This is a genomic window from Pseudomonas sp. NFACC24-1, from assembly GCF_900115235.1.
Lineage (GTDB): Bacteria > Pseudomonadota > Gammaproteobacteria > Pseudomonadales > Pseudomonadaceae > Aquipseudomonas > Aquipseudomonas fluorescens_AA.
In genome coordinates this window covers 1-15,184 of sequence record NZ_FOVS01000045.1, presented here as the reverse complement: position 1 = coordinate 15,184, position 15,184 = coordinate 1, and the positions used below count along the sequence as shown (strand labels likewise).

The window sequence follows — 15,184 nt, the reverse complement described above, 5'->3', positions numbered from 1 at the left end:
CGCAAACAGCGCCCACTGGCGTACAGTGGACCGCTGCCGCCATCGAAACGAAAGGCGATTGAACTATCCGCCGTTTTTTATTTCTCTATGATGGCACCGGTTGGCCAGTGCGGGCATTGTAAGGTGCCCGTCGCCTGATTAGACTGCGCCGAAACTCGTACACACCGCCTTTTCAAGGACTTATATGATCAAGAAATGCTTGTTCCCAGCAGCCGGTTACGGTACTCGCTTCCTGCCAGCGACTAAAGCCATGCCCAAAGAAATGCTGCCGGTGGTGAACAAGCCACTGATCCAGTACGGCGTCGAAGAAGCCCTCGATGCGGGCCTGACTGAAATCTCCATCGTGACTGGCCGTGGTAAACGCGCGCTGGAAGACCATTTCGACATCAGCTACGAGCTGGAAAACCAGATCAAAGGCACCGACAAGGAAAAATACCTGGTCGGCATCCGCAAACTGCTGGATGAGTGCTCGTTCTCCTACACCCGCCAGACCGAAATGAAAGGCCTGGGCCACGCGATCCTGACCGGCCGCCCACTGATCGGCGACGAACCGTTCGCCGTGGTCCTGGCGGACGACCTGTGCGTCAACCTCGAAGGCGACGGCGTCCTGACCCAGATGGTCAAGTTGTACAAGCAGTTCCGCTGCTCCATCGTGGCGATCCAGGAAGTCGATCCGCAGGAAACCAACAAGTACGGCGTGATTGCCGGCGAAATGATCCGCGACGACATCTACCGTGTTCACAGCATGGTTGAAAAACCAAAGCCTGAAGACGCACCGTCGAACCTGGCGATCATCGGTCGCTACATCCTGACCCCGGACATCTTCGACCTGATCGAACAGACCGAGCCAGGCAAGGGCGGCGAAATCCAGATCACCGACGCCCTGATGAAACAGGCCCAGAACGGCTGCGTCATGGCCTACAAGTTCAAGGGCAAGCGTTTCGACTGCGGTGGCGCCGAAGGCTACATCGACGCGACCAACTTCTGCTTCGAGAACTTCTACAAGACCGGCAAGGCTTACTGATAGCCGCCGCGCCTTGAAAAACGCCCCGACTGGTTCGGGGCGTTTTTTTTTGGAAAACCACCGGGCAGTCCAAGCCCGATAGGCACACAGAACCCTGTGGCGAGGGGATTTATCCCCGCTGGGCTGCGCAGCAGCCCCAACATCCGGATGCGATCAGCCTGATACACCGCAGTTGCAGGCTTTAGGACTGCTGCGCAGTCCAGCGGGGATAAATCCCCTCGCCACAAGTGGGTGAGGCAGGCCTTGGGTCGTCACTCTGCCACAAGAAAGCGGTCGCGCAGTCCGGCTGGCTTTTTCGTTTTCCGCCCCCATAACCAACCGCAACGCTGCCTCAGGTGAAAACAGCAGGTATGCTGATGACCTGCCGAAGGAGATAGAAAATGGCCTACGATTTTGACTTGTATGTGATTGGCGCCGGTTCCGGTGGTGTGCGGGCTGCGCGCTTCGCCGCCGGTTTTGGGGCGAAGGTGGCGGTGGCGGAAAGCCGTTACCTGGGCGGGACCTGTGTCAACGTGGGCTGCGTGCCGAAAAAACTGCTGGTCTACGGCGCGCATTACGCCGAGGACTTCGAGCAAGCGTCGGCCTACGGCTGGACGGCGGGCGAGGCAAGTTTCGACTGGGCCACGCTGATCGCCAACAAGGACCAGGAAATCAATCGCCTCAACGGCATCTACCGCAACCTGCTGGTCAACAGCGGCGTCACGCTGCACGAAGGTCACGCCAGGCTGACCGGGCCCCATGAGGTCGAGATCAACGGCCAGCGTCACACCGCCAGGCATATCCTGATCGCCACCGGCGGCTGGCCGGTGATCCCGGACATTCCGGGGCGCGAGCACGCCATCAGCTCCAACGAGGCGTTCTTTCTCAAGGAACTGCCCAAGCGCGTCATCGTGGTGGGCGGTGGCTACATTGCGGTGGAGTTCGCCGGGATCTTCCACGGCATGGGGGCGCAGACGTCGTTGCTGTATCGCGGCGAACTGTTCCTGCGCGGTTTCGACGGTGCGGTGCGCAAGCACCTGGCCGAAGAGCTGACCCGTCGTGGCCTGGACCTGCAATTCAACGCTGACATCAAGTCCATCGAAAAACTGGACGACGGCAGCCTGAGGGTCGAGCTCAAGGATGGCAAAACGTTGATCACTGATTGTGTGTTCTACGCCACCGGCCGGCGGCCGATGCTCGACAATCTCGGCCTGGAGAACACCACCGTCGCGGTGGACGAGAAGGGTTTTGTCAAGGTCAACGAAAAATACGAGACCACCGAACCGTCGATCCTGGCCATTGGCGACGTGATCGGTCGTGTCCAGCTCACCCCCGTTGCCCTGGCCGAAGGCATGGCGGTGGCGCGGCGTCTGTTCAAGCCCGAGCAATATCGACTGGTGGATTACCGGATGATCCCCACCGCCGTGTTCAGCCTGCCGAACATCGGCACGGTGGGCCTGACCGAGGAGCAGGCCAAGGAAGAGGGGCATGAGGTCGAGATTTTCGAAAGCCGTTTCCGGCCGATGAAGCTGAGCTTGACCGACTGCCAGGAGCGCACGCTGATGAAACTGGTGGTGGATGCCCGGACCGACAAGGTCCTGGGTTGCCACATGGTCGGCCCGGATGCCGGTGAAATCGTCCAAGGCTTGGCCATCGCCCTCAAGGCCGGTGCCACCAAGCGCGACTTCGACGAGACTATCGGCGTGCACCCGACCGCCGCCGAAGAGTTCGTGACAATGCGTACGCCCGTCGCCTGACGCGGCCCGAGCCGTAGCGTAGAAACGTAGGAGCTGACGAGTGAAACGAGGCTGCGATCTTTCCCCAGACACTTGAGTCCCAAACGAAAGATCGCAGCCTCCACCAGCGCCTACAGATTTTTTCTATCTATATAGATTCCTGATAGCCAAAACCAATCATTCACATCAGGTTTGCCAATGAGCCAGCCGGGGGATGAGTGGTTAAGATTCCCTCCATCAACTTCTCAACCCTGATGGAGAAACATCGATGCCTATCATCAACAGCCAAGTTAAACCGTTCAACGCTACCGCCTTCAAAAACGGCGAATTCGTCCAAGTGTCGGATGCCGACCTGAAAGGCAAATGGTCTGTCGTGTTCTTCTACCCAGCCGACTTCACTTTCGTTTGCCCAACCGAGCTGGAAGACTTGGCTGACAACTACGCCGAATTCAAGAAACTGGGCGTCGAGATCTACAGCGTCTCCACCGACACTCACTTCGCCCACGCCGCCTGGCACAACACTTCGCCAGCCATCGGCAAGATCCAGTACACCATGATCGGTGACCCGACTCACGTCATCTCCCGCAACTTCGACGTGCTGATCGAAGAAGTCGGCCTGGCTGACCGCGGTACTTTCGTGATCAACCCGGAAGGCCAGATCAAGATCGTCGAGATCAACGACGGTGGTGTAGGCCGCGACGCTTCCGAGCTGCTGCGCAAGGTCAAGGCCGCTCAGTATGTTGCCGCTCACCCGGGCGAAGTCTGCCCAGCCAAGTGGAAAGAAGGCGAAGCCACCCTGGCTCCGTCCCTGGACCTGGTCGGCAAGATCTAAGTCTATGAGTCATCCGAGGGCGATCCGCTCTTAATCAAGTAAGCCGCTTCGCCCCAAAAAACGCCCGGGCGAGATTCGCTCGGGCGTTGTTTTTTTCTGAATTCACAAAATGGAAATCGCCCGTATGTTGGACGCCAATCTTAAAGCTCAGTTGAAGTCATACCTGGAACGGGTCACCCAGCCGATCGAGATCGTCGCTTCCCTCGACGACGGTGCGAAATCCCAGGAAATGCTCGCGTTACTCCAAGAAGTTGCCAGTCTTTCCCACCAGATTACCTTGCTCGACAACGGCACCGATGGGCGCAAGCCGTCGTTCTCGTTGAACCGCCCGGGAGCCGATATCAGCCTGCGTTTTGCCGGCATTCCCATGGGCCACGAATTCACTTCGCTGGTGTTGGCCCTGTTGCAAGTCGGCGGCCACCCATCGAAGGCCAGTGTCGAGGTCATCGAACAGATCCGCGCCCTTGAAGGCGAGTTCAACTTCGAGACTTATTTCTCGCTGTCGTGCCAGAACTGCCCGGACGTGGTCCAGGCGCTGAACCTGATGGCGGTGCTGAACCCGAACATTCGCCACGTCGCCATCGACGGCGCGCTGTTCCAGGCCGAAGTCGATGAGCGCCAGATCATGGCCGTGCCCAGCATTTACCTGAACGGCGTGAACTTCGGCCAGGGCCGCATGGGCCTGGAAGAGATTCTCGCCAAGATCGACACCGGCGGCATCGAACGCCAGGCTGAGAAAATCAGTGCCAAGGATGCCTTCGATGTGCTGGTGGTCGGCGGCGGCCCGGCTGGCGCTTCGGCGGCGATCTACGCGGCCCGTAAAGGCATCCGCACCGGTGTGGCGGCCGAACGTTTCGGCGGCCAGGTGCTCGACACCATGGCCATCGAGAACTTCATCTCGGTCCAGGAAACCGAAGGGCCGAAACTGGCTGTTGCCCTGGAAGAACACGTCAAGCAGTACGACGTGGACATCATGAACCTTCAGCGTGCCGACGCCTTGCTGCCGGGCAAGGACGGCAGCCTGCATGAAATCAAGTTCGCCAGCGGTGCGAGCCTCAAGGCCAAGACCGTGATCCTGGCGACCGGCGCCCGCTGGCGCGAAATGAACGTGCCGGGCGAGCAGCAATATCGCAACAAGGGCGTGGCGTATTGCCCGCACTGCGACGGCCCGCTGTTCAAAGGCAAGCGCGTGGCGGTGATCGGCGGCGGTAACTCCGGCGTTGAGGCAGCCATCGACCTGGCGGGTATCGTGGCCCACGTCACGTTGCTGGAGTTCGATGTGCAACTGCGTGCCGACGCGGTGTTGCAGCGCAAACTGCACAGCCTGCCGAACGTGACAGTGGTGACTAACGCTCAGACCACCGAAGTGACGGGGGACGGTCAGAAGGTCAATGGCTTGCGCTACAAGGACCGTCCGAGCGGTGAAGTGCGGGACGTGGAGCTGGAAGGGATCTTCGTGCAGATCGGGCTGTTGCCCAACACCGATTGGCTCAAAGGTACCGTCGAGCTGTCGCCGAGGGGGGAGATTATCGTCGATGCCCGTGGTGAAACCTCGATCCCAGGCGTGTTCGCCGCCGGTGACGTGACCACTGTGCCGTACAAGCAGATCGTGATCGCCGTGGGCGAGGGTGCCAAGGCTTCGCTGAGCGCCTTCGACCACCTGATCCGCACTTCCGCGCCGGCCTGAGCGGTCGATCGCAGCAAAAGCAAAACCCCATGAGCCTTGGCTCATGGGGTTTTTTATCGCCCATCATTCTGTGGGAACGAGCTTGCTCGCGATGGCGGTGGATCAGCTTGCATCAATGCTGAATGTGCTGCCCTCATCGCGAGCAAGCTCGCTCCCACAATGGGCGTCAGTAGAGCTTACAGCGGCGCGGGCTGGATGATTTCGACCCAGTAGCCATCCGGGTCCTTGATGAAGGCCAGGCTTTTCATGCGGCCATCGCTCAGGCGTTTCTGGAAGTCGCAGCCCAGTGCTTCGAAGCGCTCGCAGGCTGCGACGACGTCCGGTACCGAGATGCAGATGTGGCCGAAACCCCGTGGGTCGGTGTTGCCGTTATGGTAGGCGAACGCCGGGTCGTTTTCGGTGCCGTGGTTGTGGGTCAGTTCCAGGATGCCAGGGATCGATTTCATCCATTCGGTGCGCGCCGCCGCGTCCGCCGGGATCTGGTTCTTGTCCACCAGCGCCAGGAAATACAGGCTGAATTCGGCTTCCGGGAAGTCGCGTTTTTCCACCAGCGAGAAACCCAGCACGCGGGTGTAGAAATCCAGGGACTTGGTGATGTCCTTGACCCGCAGCATGGTGTGGTTGAAGACGAACCTGGCCGTGGCGGCGTCAGGTTGTGCGGTAACGCCAGGGAAAGTATTGAGTTCGTGCAGGCTCATGGGCCCTCCGGAAAATAAGTGGGGCAAACGGCGTCGCAAGCGTGGTCGCGACGGTTCCTGGGCTTGCGTCAGACGGCTTCCTTGCAGGCGCGCCCATGATACGCAAGGGGCGCGGTGTCGCCAAACCGCACGTGGCTATTGCCTGGTGCTGCCCCGGGCTTCAGACTTTACGATTCGTCCTTGAGTGGCCTCGCAATGATTCGACCGTTCCTTTCGCTGTTTGTCCTGCTGTTTGCCAGTGTTGCGGGTGTCGGTGGTGTCCAGGCCGCCGAACCGCAGATCCAGTGGCCCCAGGGCTGGATTGTCGAACCGCTGCCGGCAGACGCGTCGGCCTCGGCACCACCCGGAACCCTGCGCCAACGGGCAACCAAAAGTGATCCGGCAGGCAACGCCGTGATGGTCATGGAACTGACCACCACCCCCGTCGAGCCCGATCATCAGGTCAACTTGCAAGGCGTATTGCTGGAAATGCGCAAGTCAATCCAGAAGGATTTTTTCCAAGGTGGTTACCAAAGTGTATGCACTAAGGTCCATGCCTCCATGTTGGGCGGCGTAACTGCATTGGAAACCACTTGCACGATCACGCAAAACGGACGACATGTATTGTCTCAGGCACTCGTCGCGGCACTAAATGAGGGCAAGGCTTATGTGCTGTCCTATGCAGGGCAGGCGCAGGTGTTTGTTGAAAGCCAGGATGAAATACAGTTGGTGCGAAACAGTTTGAAACTATGAGACCTTTAGCGTAGTACGCCAATGGGTTTAATCCTAAAGTCCAGCCCATAAAAAGCCCTGAGTGTTCAGGGCTTTTTTGTGTCTTGGGGGTTGTCAGCCAAGCACTGTCAACCACGCAGCCAGGAATCGACGGTCGCTGCACCGTACTGTTCTTTCCAGGCTTTCAGGCCGCGGTGATTGCCGCCCTTGGTTTCGATCAACTCGCCGGTGTGCGGGTTCTGGTAAACCTTCACCACTCGCGCACGGCGTGTCTTGGTGGGCTTGGTCGATTGCAGGCTCGCCTTGGACGGGTTCGGATCGAGGATCGCGACGATGTCGCGCAGGCTCTTGCCGTAGGTTTTCATCAGTCCCTGGAGCTTTTCCTCGAATTCGATTTCCTTCTTGAGCCCGGCATCGTTCTTCAGCGATTCCAGCTGCTTGAGCTGTTCTTGAAGGGCCTTTTCGGCTGCACGAAATTCAGCGAGTCTGGACAAAATGATTACTCCAATCAAAATATTTGGCTGATACCAACCGCAAACAAAGCTATAAGCCAAGCGCCTTGAAGCGACTCGGTGTTAATGACTCTCTCCTGTTATGTGGCACAGGTAGAAAAATTGTAGTAGTTAATCCAGAAAGTGTAAATCGTAACTTTTTCGTTATGTAACAACAGCAAACGCTTTTATCAATTGGCAGGACATCGTCAATAGATCGACGGCAGTTAACTGCCATTAGTGCCGGTCAAGGTCTCAACGAACGCCTGCCCGCTCATCGGTCGGCCAAATAGATAGCCTTGTAGAAAGTTCACCCCATGGGCGCTCAGGTAGTCGCTTTGTTCGACGGTTTCGACGCCCTCGGCAACCATATCCAGGTCCAACTTGCCCGACAGTTCGATGATGCTATCGAGGAGGTGGCGCGACAGGGCGTCGGCACCGATCATCGCGACGAAACTCTGGTCGATCTTCAGGAAGTCCACATTGAACTGGCGCAAGTACGCCAGGCTGGAATGCCCGGTGCCGAAATCGTCGAGGGCGATCTTGACACCCAAATCCCTCAGTTGGTCGAACAGTTGGCGGGTCACGGGTGTCGGTTCGATCAGCTCGCGCTCGGTCAACTCCAGCACCAGGGTCATCGCGCCCGGCGCGAAGGCATTGAGAAACTCGCGACAATCGTCCACCAGCGCCAGATCCCGGCAGTGGCGGGCAGTGATGTTGATGCCGACATGAAACGGCGCTTCGAGTCGAGGCGCAAGCGGCACCAGCAGGTGCATGGTTTGCTGCATCAGCGCGCGGGTCATTGGCACGATCACGCCACTGTGTTCGGCGAAGGGAATGAACAGATCCGGGCGGACCAAGCCTTCCTTGGGATGGTTCCAGCGCATCAGCACCTCGACGCCGGCCCAGCGTTTGCTGTCGCTGTGCACCACCGGTTGCAGGTAGGGCTCGAACTCGCCGGCTTCCAGCGCCCGTTGCAATTCACGGCTGGGAGACGAGGCGCGCTTTTGCAGCCAGTGTCCGAGCGTCCCGGCCACAACGCCGAAGAAGATCAGCAAGCTGAACAGCGGCGGATATTCCCTGGCCATGTAGCGCCAGGTTTCACCCTCGTCGAAGCCGGCTTCTATATTGAAGGCGTAGCGCGCTGAACCCAGTTCGGTCTGGGCCACAGGCGACCCGGGCAAGGGCGCTGACCGGACCTTGCCGTCCGCCGCCAGCCAATTCGGCCCGACTTGCAGCCGCAGCCGGGTCTGGCGACCGATCAGGCGCAGGACGTTGGCCAGGTGATACCCGTCAAGGGTGGCCAAGGCGCCTTGCCGGCCCTCATTGAGCCGGTAGATCAGCAACGCGGTGTCCGGCGTGACCGGGTTGCCGTCCAGGAGCCACAGCGTGCCTTGGTGATAGTCGTTCGGGTTGACGCGTTCCTCGAAGGCCCCGAACAGCGAGCTGCAATAGAGGTTGTTGTCCCAGATCAGGTTGGTCGAGCGGACAAAGGGCCGGCGCGTCACCTGTTCGCGCAAGGCCAGCTCCACCGCTTCGCAGGGTTGGCCGGCCAGGGGCAATAGTTCACGGGCCGCCAACACGGTGTTGTCGAGCATCAGTTCGATCTGCCTGACCGACTCCTCGGCGGTCTGCCGGGTGTGTTGCGCCAGCGTCCGTTCGGCCTGCATGTACAAAATGGCCAGCCCCGACAGGATCGGCACCAGGCCGCAAAGCAGGGTGACCAGATAGCGACGGGAACGGGTGTGCGAGCGGGTGGCGGTCAAGGGCATCGGCACAACCTGAGGAAAAGGGGGAGGAGGGGAGCGTTGGATGCCGACCATGATAGATGGCCTGTCGGTGACTTGCCTGTCTGTGAACATGCCCGTAATTGTTGCAAGCTGACCCACCGCCATCGCGAGCAAGCTCTGCCCCTAGCACAGGCTCATGACTGTCGGGCCAGTTCGATGAACGCCAGGGTGGCGGGCGAGGCCTGGCGGCTGTCCAATACCGCCAGGCCGATCTGGCGCGGCACCCGCGGCGACAGGGGCCGGGCGACGTAACCGGGATTTCCATCGTCCGGCAACGACCCTTCGGACACCACGCTCACTGCCTCGCCACGCCCGACGACATCCAGGGTGCTGAGCAACTGCGTACAACGAAAACGCACGTTCGGTGTCAGCCGGGCGGCATTGAACAGGCGCGTGACCAGCTCCGACGATCCGGCCTCGGTGTGCACGAAGGGGTCGTTGCACAGGTCCTTGAGGCTCAGGCTGGCCTGGGCGGCGAGGGGATGTGAGGCGGGCAGCAGGGCGACCATCTGATCTTCCAGCAACGCGAACGTATCGAAACGCTCCTCGGGCAGCACCACGAAACCGACGTCGATCCGCCGTTCGTCCAGCCATTGGATGACCTGCCTGTCGGGCCCTTCGTCGATGTGCACTTCGATCCCGGGATGCAAGGCTCGATAGCGCCGCAGGATCCCGGGTAGCAGTTTCATCGATGACGTCGGCCCGAACGAGCCGATACGCAAGGTGCCTCGGCGCATGCCCCGGGCATCGGCGGCTTCCTGACGCAAGGTGTTGGCCAGCCCGAGCATGGCCCGGGCCCGCAGCAGTAGCTGCTGGCCAATGTCGCTGAGCTCCACCACCGACTGATGGCGCCTGAGCAATTCCACGCCCAACTCTTGTTCCAGGGATTTGATGGCGTGGGACACCGCGGACTGGCCAATGCCCAGGCGCGTGGCCGCGGCGGTGAAACCCCGCAGCTCGGCGACCAGGGAGAAGATTTCGAGTTGAGTGAGGGTCATGAGTGATCGCTCATTTTACGATGACAAAGCATGAGCCTGATGATGAGGCATCTGATTCGAATCAGAAAGCAATACAGAACTTTGTGGCGAGGGGATTTATCCCCGTTGGGGCGCGAAGCGGCCCCCTCGAACTCCAGACACACCGAGTCGTCAGGTTTGGGGCCGCTGCGCAGCCCAGCGGGGATAAATCCCCTCGCCACAGGTTTTGTGAGTGACTTCACTTACAGGTTTCGGTGCACCATGAAAACCCTCGAACAAACCGTCCCGATCCCGTCGGACCTGCCGGTCTACCTGAAGCTCGCCATGGTCACCATGATCTGGGGCGGGACCTTCGTGGCCGGCCGGATCCTTGCCGATGCCCTGGCGCCGATGTTTGCCGCCAGCCTGCGGTTCCTGCTGGCGAGTCTCGCGCTGCTGGCGTTTCTCGCCCTGGCCGGGATCCCGCTGGCCAGGCCCACTGTGAAGCAGGGGCTGCAATTGGCGGCGCTGGGGTTCTTCGGCATCTTTTTCTACAACCTGTGCTTCTTCTATGGTTTGCAGTACATCAATGCATCGCGGGCTTCGCTGATCGTGGCCTTGAACCCGGCGGTGATCGGGCTGGCATCCTGGTGGTTGTTCAAGGAGCGGCTCAGCCGCCTGAAAGTGGCGGGCATCGTGCTGTGCATCGGCGGGGCGGGGTTGGTGATTGTCAGTCGTGATCCGTCCTTGCTACAAGGCGCGACGCAGGGCTGGATCGGCGACCTGTTGATTTTTGGCTGCGTGCTGGGCTGGGGCATCTATTCGCTGTTTTCGAAAAAACTCAATGACAGCCTCGGCCCCTTGCAGACCGTGACCTGGTCGATTCTGCTGGGCACGCTGATGTTGTGGCTGACCTGCGCGGTGGCGGGCGAGGTTCGGCTCGACGCCCTGCGTGCACTGGATATGGAGCAATGGCTGAGCCTGTTGTACCTCGGCGTGCTGGGCTCGGCCCTGGCCTATATCGCCTGGTATGACGGCATTCGCCGGATCGGCGCGACCCGCTCTGGCGTATTCATCGCGCTCAACCCGCTGACGGCGGTGCTGCTGGGGGCGCTGCTGCTGGACGAACGGCTTACGGCCTTGATGTGCGTCGGCGGGGGCGTGATCCTGGTGGGTATTTTCCTGTGCAACAAACCCCTTGCGCGGTCGGAGGAAAAGGCGATTTGATTCAGAAGGCGGACAAATCCGGTTACGCTGTGTAGAATCGATTTACGCATATAAGAATAACGTCTTCTGGCAGCAGAAGCCTCGCCCGCAAGAGCCTTGGGTCGACAATGAAGATACTTGGGTTTCAACTGATCTACGGCGATTTCCTCGCCCGCAGCGTTCGTGGCATTTCCTGCGCGCCGCCCCGTGTCCTCAGCATGGCCTGCAACTAACGTTTTTTGTTAATTGACCAGAATGATGAGGTGCCGACATGGCAGATCTATACGAAAACCCCATGGGCCTGATGGGCTTCGAATTCATTGAATTCGCATCCCCGACCCCCAACACCCTGGAGCCGATCTTCGAGATCATGGGCTTCACCAAAGTGGCCACCCACCGTTCCAAGGATGTGCACCTGTATCGCCAGGGCGCGATCAACCTGATCCTCAACAACGAACCCCACAGCGTGGCCTCGTACTTTGCCGCCGAGCACGGCCCGTCGGTGTGCGGCATGGCGTTCCGGGTCAAGGATTCGCAACTGGCCTACAAGCGCGCCCTGGAACTCGGCGCCCAGCCGATCCACATCGAGACCGGCCCGATGGAGCTGAACCTGCCGGCCATCAAGGGCATCGGCGGTGCGCCGCTGTACCTGATCGACCGTTTTGGCGAAGGCAGCTCGATCTATGACATCGATTTCGTGTTCCTCGAAGGTGTGGACCGCAACCCGATGGGCGCGGGCCTGAAAATCATCGATCACCTGACCCACAACGTGTACCGCGGGCGCATGGCCTACTGGGCCGGCTTCTACGAGAAGTTGTTCAACTTCCGCGAGATCCGTTACTTCGACATCAAGGGCGAATACACCGGCCTGACCTCCAAGGCCATGACCGCCCCGGATGGCATGATCCGCATCCCGTTGAACGAAGAGTCGTCCAAAGGCGCAGGGCAAATCGAAGAGTTCCTGATGCAGTTCAACGGCGAAGGCATCCAGCACGTGGCCTTCCTCACAGATGACCTGATCAAGACCTGGGACCACTTGAAGAGCATCGGCATGCGCTTCATGACCGCGCCGCCGGACACCTACTACGAAATGCTCGAAGGCCGCCTGCCGAACCACGGCGAACCGGTGGATGAACTGCAATCGCGGGGCATTTTGCTCGATGGTGCTTCCGAGCAGGGTGATAAGCGCCTGCTGCTGCAGATCTTCTCGGAAACCCTGATGGGGCCGGTGTTCTTCGAATTCATCCAGCGCAAGGGCGACGACGGCTTTGGCGAAGGCAACTTCAAGGCGCTGTTCGAGTCCATCGAGCGCGACCAGGTGCGTCGTGGTGTGCTGGCGACCGAGTGACACCTGAGTGCAAAAAAGTCCGCCTGGCAGTGTTGCCAGGCGGGCTTTTTATTGAACGACGCAACCCCCTGTGGGAGCGAGCTTGCTCGCGATAGCGGTGGGTCGGCTTGCATCAATATTGGCTGATCCGACGCCATCGCGAGCAAGCTCGCTCCCACAGGGGTTGATGTTGGCCTCAAGCCCTGCGCCGCTGCCGCACCAGGTGCTTGAAGCCTTCGAACACCAACACCGCCACGGCCATCCAGATGGGGATGTAGGTCAGCCATTCACCGGCCTTGATGCTTTCGCCCAACAGCAGCGCAACGCCCAGCAGCAAGACCGGCTCGACGTAACTCAACAAGCCGAACAGGCTGAACGGCAGCAGCCGGCTGGCGACGATATAAGACACCAGCGCGCTGACACTGATCACCCCGAGCAACGGGATCAGCAGCGACAGCCGCGGGTATTGATCGAATACGTGGAAACCCTGTTCACCGCTTTGCACGAACCACAGCGCCACGGGCAGCATCAGGGTCATGTCCAGCCAGAGTCCGCCGAGGTTGTCGGTCTTGATGCGTTTGCGCAGGATGAAATAGATCGGGTAGCCGATCACCACCAGCAAGGTTGCCCAGGAAAAACCACCCACCCGGTACAACTCGTTGAACACGCCAAGGGTGGCGAAGAACACGGCGACTTTCTGCAGGTAGGACAGGCGCTCGCCATAGACGATGCGCCCGGTCAGGACCATCGACAGCGGCAGCAGGAAGTACCCCAGTGACACGTCCAGGCTGTAGCCATTGAGCGGCGCCCACATGAACAGCCACAGCTGCGCGCCCATCAGGGCCGAAGAGACGATTGCCGCGATCAATAGCCTTGGTGTGGCGACCAGGCGTTGGATCAGCGCCGTGACCAGGTGCCAGTCCCGCGTCACCAGCAGGAAGGCGGTCATGCATGGCATCGTCAGCAGCATGCGCCAACCGAAGATCTCCACGCCGCTCAGGGGTGAGAGCAATGAGGTGTAGTAGTACATGACGGCGAACAGCGCAGAGGCCGAGACCGATAGAGCGATGCCTTTGGACACTTTTATTCTCTTGAGGGGAGCAACTAGCACCCTTTGTGGCGAGGGGATTTATCCCCGCTGGGGGCGAAGCCCCCGTTCGTGAAACCTGAGATTTCGTGGTGCCAGGCCCAGGGGGCTGCTTCGCAGCCCAGCGGGGATAAATCCCCTCGCCGCAGAGGGTGCACTTCAACGATCTTATGACGTACGCGGCACTCGCCCCGGCACGAAATGACTCACATCATTGAACCCCGGTGTCGACGCATGCCCCGGCGTCACCAGTGAATCGATGAAGGCTTCATCTTCCGCGCTGATCTTCACTGCCTGCGCCTTTATGTAGGAATCCCACTGTTCCTCGGTGCGCGGCCCGACGATGGCCGAGGTCACGGCGCTGTTGTTCAGCACCCAGGCGATGGCGAACTCGACGATGCCCACGCCCCGGCCCTGGGTGTATTGCAGGATCTGCTGGGCAATGCGCAGGGACTCGACCCGCCATTCGGTTTCCAGGATGCGTTTGTCCTGGCGTCCGGCACGGCTGTTGGCGTCTGGTGCCACATCCGGCGCGTACTTGCCGCTGAGCACGCCGCGGGCCAGCGGGCTGAACGGCACCACGCCGAGGCCGTAATTCTGCGCGGCGGTGATCTGCTCGGTTTCCGCCTGGCGGTTGACGATGTTGTACAGCGGTTGGCTGATCACTGGGCGGTCGATGCCCAGGCTGTCGGCGATCCGGATTACCTCGGCGATGCGCCAGCCACGGTAGTTCGACAGGCCCCAATAGCGGATCTTGCCCTGGCGAATCAAGTCGCCGATGGCCGACACGGTGACGTGCAGCGGGGTGTTGTGGTCTTCGCGGTGCAGGTAGTAGATGTCCAGGTAATCGGTGCCCAGGCGCGTCAGGCTGGCTTCGATGCCATTGAACAGGTGCTTGCGGCTCAGGCCGCTGCGGTTGGGCACGCCGTCCGGCGGGCCGAAGCCGACCTTGGTGGCCAGCACCCATTCATGGCGGTGACGGGCGATCGCCTCGCCGACGATTTCCTCGGAGCGACCGTTGGTGTAGACGTCCGCGGTGTCGATGAAATTGATGCCCTGGTCCCAGGCCTTGTCGATGATCCGCAGCGAATCCTCGGTGCTGGTCTGTTCGCCGAACATCATCGTGCCCAGGGTCAACGTCGAGACTTGCAACCCGGAATGGCCTAGCGTGCGGTAGCTCATGACAAGATCCTTTCATCCATGGGAAAGGCTCAATCAAACCCCAGAACCACCGCACGGATCAAACAGAATTCTCAAACCCCTCAAATCAACTGTGGGAGCGAGCTCGCTCGCGATAGCGGTCGAACAGTCAACATCAATGCCGACTGATCCGGCGTTATCGCGAGCAAGCTCGCTTGTATGGTAGGACTTGAAGGGAGGAGGAGGGACAAAGCTCGATTCTGACTGTTAGCCGCAGTACAGACCGTGGGAGATTTCACCCCTCCTCCTTTCACCCAAGCGCCGATAAAGAATGCATCTGGCCTAGACCGACGATAGGAACAAGCCTGCGCCTCTGGGTGAACCCTTCAAGTGTTCAAACCTTAGCCCGGAGGATTTTCAATGGCAATGCCGGTTTCTGTCGCAAAGCCGATCGTGGGTGTTGATGTCGCCAAAGATGAGTTGGTGATTTATCACGCAGAAACAGATCGACTGGAAGCGA

Annotated in this window: 13 protein-coding genes and 1 pseudogene; 8 read left to right on the top strand and 6 right to left on the bottom strand. The window is 60.0% G+C overall.

Annotated elements, in window-relative coordinates:
- Positions 1-184 precede the first annotated feature (184 nt).
- From galU to ahpF, 4 genes are all read left to right on the top strand, one after another.
- Entirely contained in the window at positions 185-1,024 is an 840-nt protein-coding gene (galU, locus tag BM317_RS27290; RefSeq protein ID WP_003182953.1) for a UTP--glucose-1-phosphate uridylyltransferase GalU, read from the top strand.
- A gap of 380 nt (positions 1,025-1,404) precedes the next feature.
- Positions 1,405-2,760, top strand: a complete 1,356-nt coding sequence (gorA, locus tag BM317_RS27285; protein WP_092172044.1) for a glutathione-disulfide reductase — start codon at positions 1,405-1,407, stop codon at positions 2,758-2,760.
- Positions 2,761-3,007: 247 nt separating this feature from the next.
- Positions 3,008-3,571, top strand: coding sequence for an alkyl hydroperoxide reductase subunit C (ahpC, locus tag BM317_RS27280; RefSeq protein ID WP_047227636.1), 564 nt, complete (start codon positions 3,008-3,010; stop codon positions 3,569-3,571).
- A gap of 124 nt (positions 3,572-3,695) precedes the next feature.
- Positions 3,696-5,258: an alkyl hydroperoxide reductase subunit F gene (gene ahpF / locus BM317_RS27275; protein WP_092476939.1), complete on the top strand. Its 1,563-nt coding sequence runs from the start codon at positions 3,696-3,698 to the stop codon at positions 5,256-5,258.
- Between the two features lie 176 nt (positions 5,259-5,434).
- On the opposite strand, the gene gloA is transcribed toward ahpF, so the two are convergent.
- A complete protein-coding gene (gloA, locus tag BM317_RS27270) occupies positions 5,435-5,956 on the bottom strand; it encodes a lactoylglutathione lyase (protein WP_060741672.1) in 522 nt (173 codons plus the stop codon).
- Between the two features lie 195 nt (positions 5,957-6,151).
- On the opposite strand from gloA, the gene BM317_RS27265 reads away from it, so the two are divergent.
- Positions 6,152-6,688, top strand: coding sequence for a DUF4946 domain-containing protein (locus tag BM317_RS27265; RefSeq protein ID WP_092172039.1), 537 nt, complete (start codon positions 6,152-6,154; stop codon positions 6,686-6,688).
- A gap of 107 nt (positions 6,689-6,795) precedes the next feature.
- Here BM317_RS27265 and BM317_RS27260 read toward each other — a convergent pair whose 3' ends face one another.
- The 3 genes from BM317_RS27260 to BM317_RS27250 form a co-directional block, all read right to left on the bottom strand.
- Positions 6,796-7,161, bottom strand: coding sequence for a histone-like nucleoid-structuring protein, MvaT/MvaU family (locus BM317_RS27260; RefSeq protein ID WP_058544518.1), 366 nt, complete (start codon positions 7,159-7,161; stop codon positions 6,796-6,798).
- Positions 7,162-7,385: 224 nt separating this feature from the next.
- Positions 7,386-8,930, bottom strand: a complete 1,545-nt coding sequence (locus tag BM317_RS27255; protein ID WP_092476938.1) for an EAL domain-containing protein — start codon at positions 8,928-8,930, stop codon at positions 7,386-7,388.
- A gap of 152 nt (positions 8,931-9,082) precedes the next feature.
- A complete protein-coding gene (locus BM317_RS27250) occupies positions 9,083-9,946 on the bottom strand; it encodes a LysR family transcriptional regulator (protein WP_092172032.1) in 864 nt (287 codons plus the stop codon).
- A gap of 240 nt (positions 9,947-10,186) precedes the next feature.
- On the opposite strand from BM317_RS27250, the gene BM317_RS27245 reads away from it, so the two are divergent.
- A complete protein-coding gene (locus BM317_RS27245) occupies positions 10,187-11,131 on the top strand; it encodes a DMT family transporter (RefSeq protein WP_092172029.1) in 945 nt (314 codons plus the stop codon).
- Positions 11,132-11,381: 250 nt separating this feature from the next.
- Positions 11,382-12,458: a 4-hydroxyphenylpyruvate dioxygenase gene (gene hppD / locus BM317_RS27240; protein WP_092476936.1), complete on the top strand. Its 1,077-nt coding sequence runs from the start codon at positions 11,382-11,384 to the stop codon at positions 12,456-12,458.
- Between the two features lie 175 nt (positions 12,459-12,633).
- Here the strand turns inward: hppD and rarD are convergent, their stop codons facing one another.
- Positions 12,634-13,518, bottom strand: coding sequence for an EamA family transporter RarD (gene rarD / locus BM317_RS27235; protein ID WP_092172024.1), 885 nt, complete (start codon positions 13,516-13,518; stop codon positions 12,634-12,636).
- 174 nt (positions 13,519-13,692) lie between these two features.
- Positions 13,693-14,706 (bottom strand): aldo/keto reductase, encoded by a 1,014-nt coding sequence (locus BM317_RS27230; RefSeq protein ID WP_092172021.1) that lies wholly within the window; start codon positions 14,704-14,706, stop codon positions 13,693-13,695.
- A gap of 378 nt (positions 14,707-15,084) precedes the next feature.
- Between BM317_RS27230 and BM317_RS31315 the strand changes: the two are divergent.
- Positions 15,085-15,184: pseudogene (locus BM317_RS31315) on the top strand (IS110 family transposase); the annotation flags it as partial.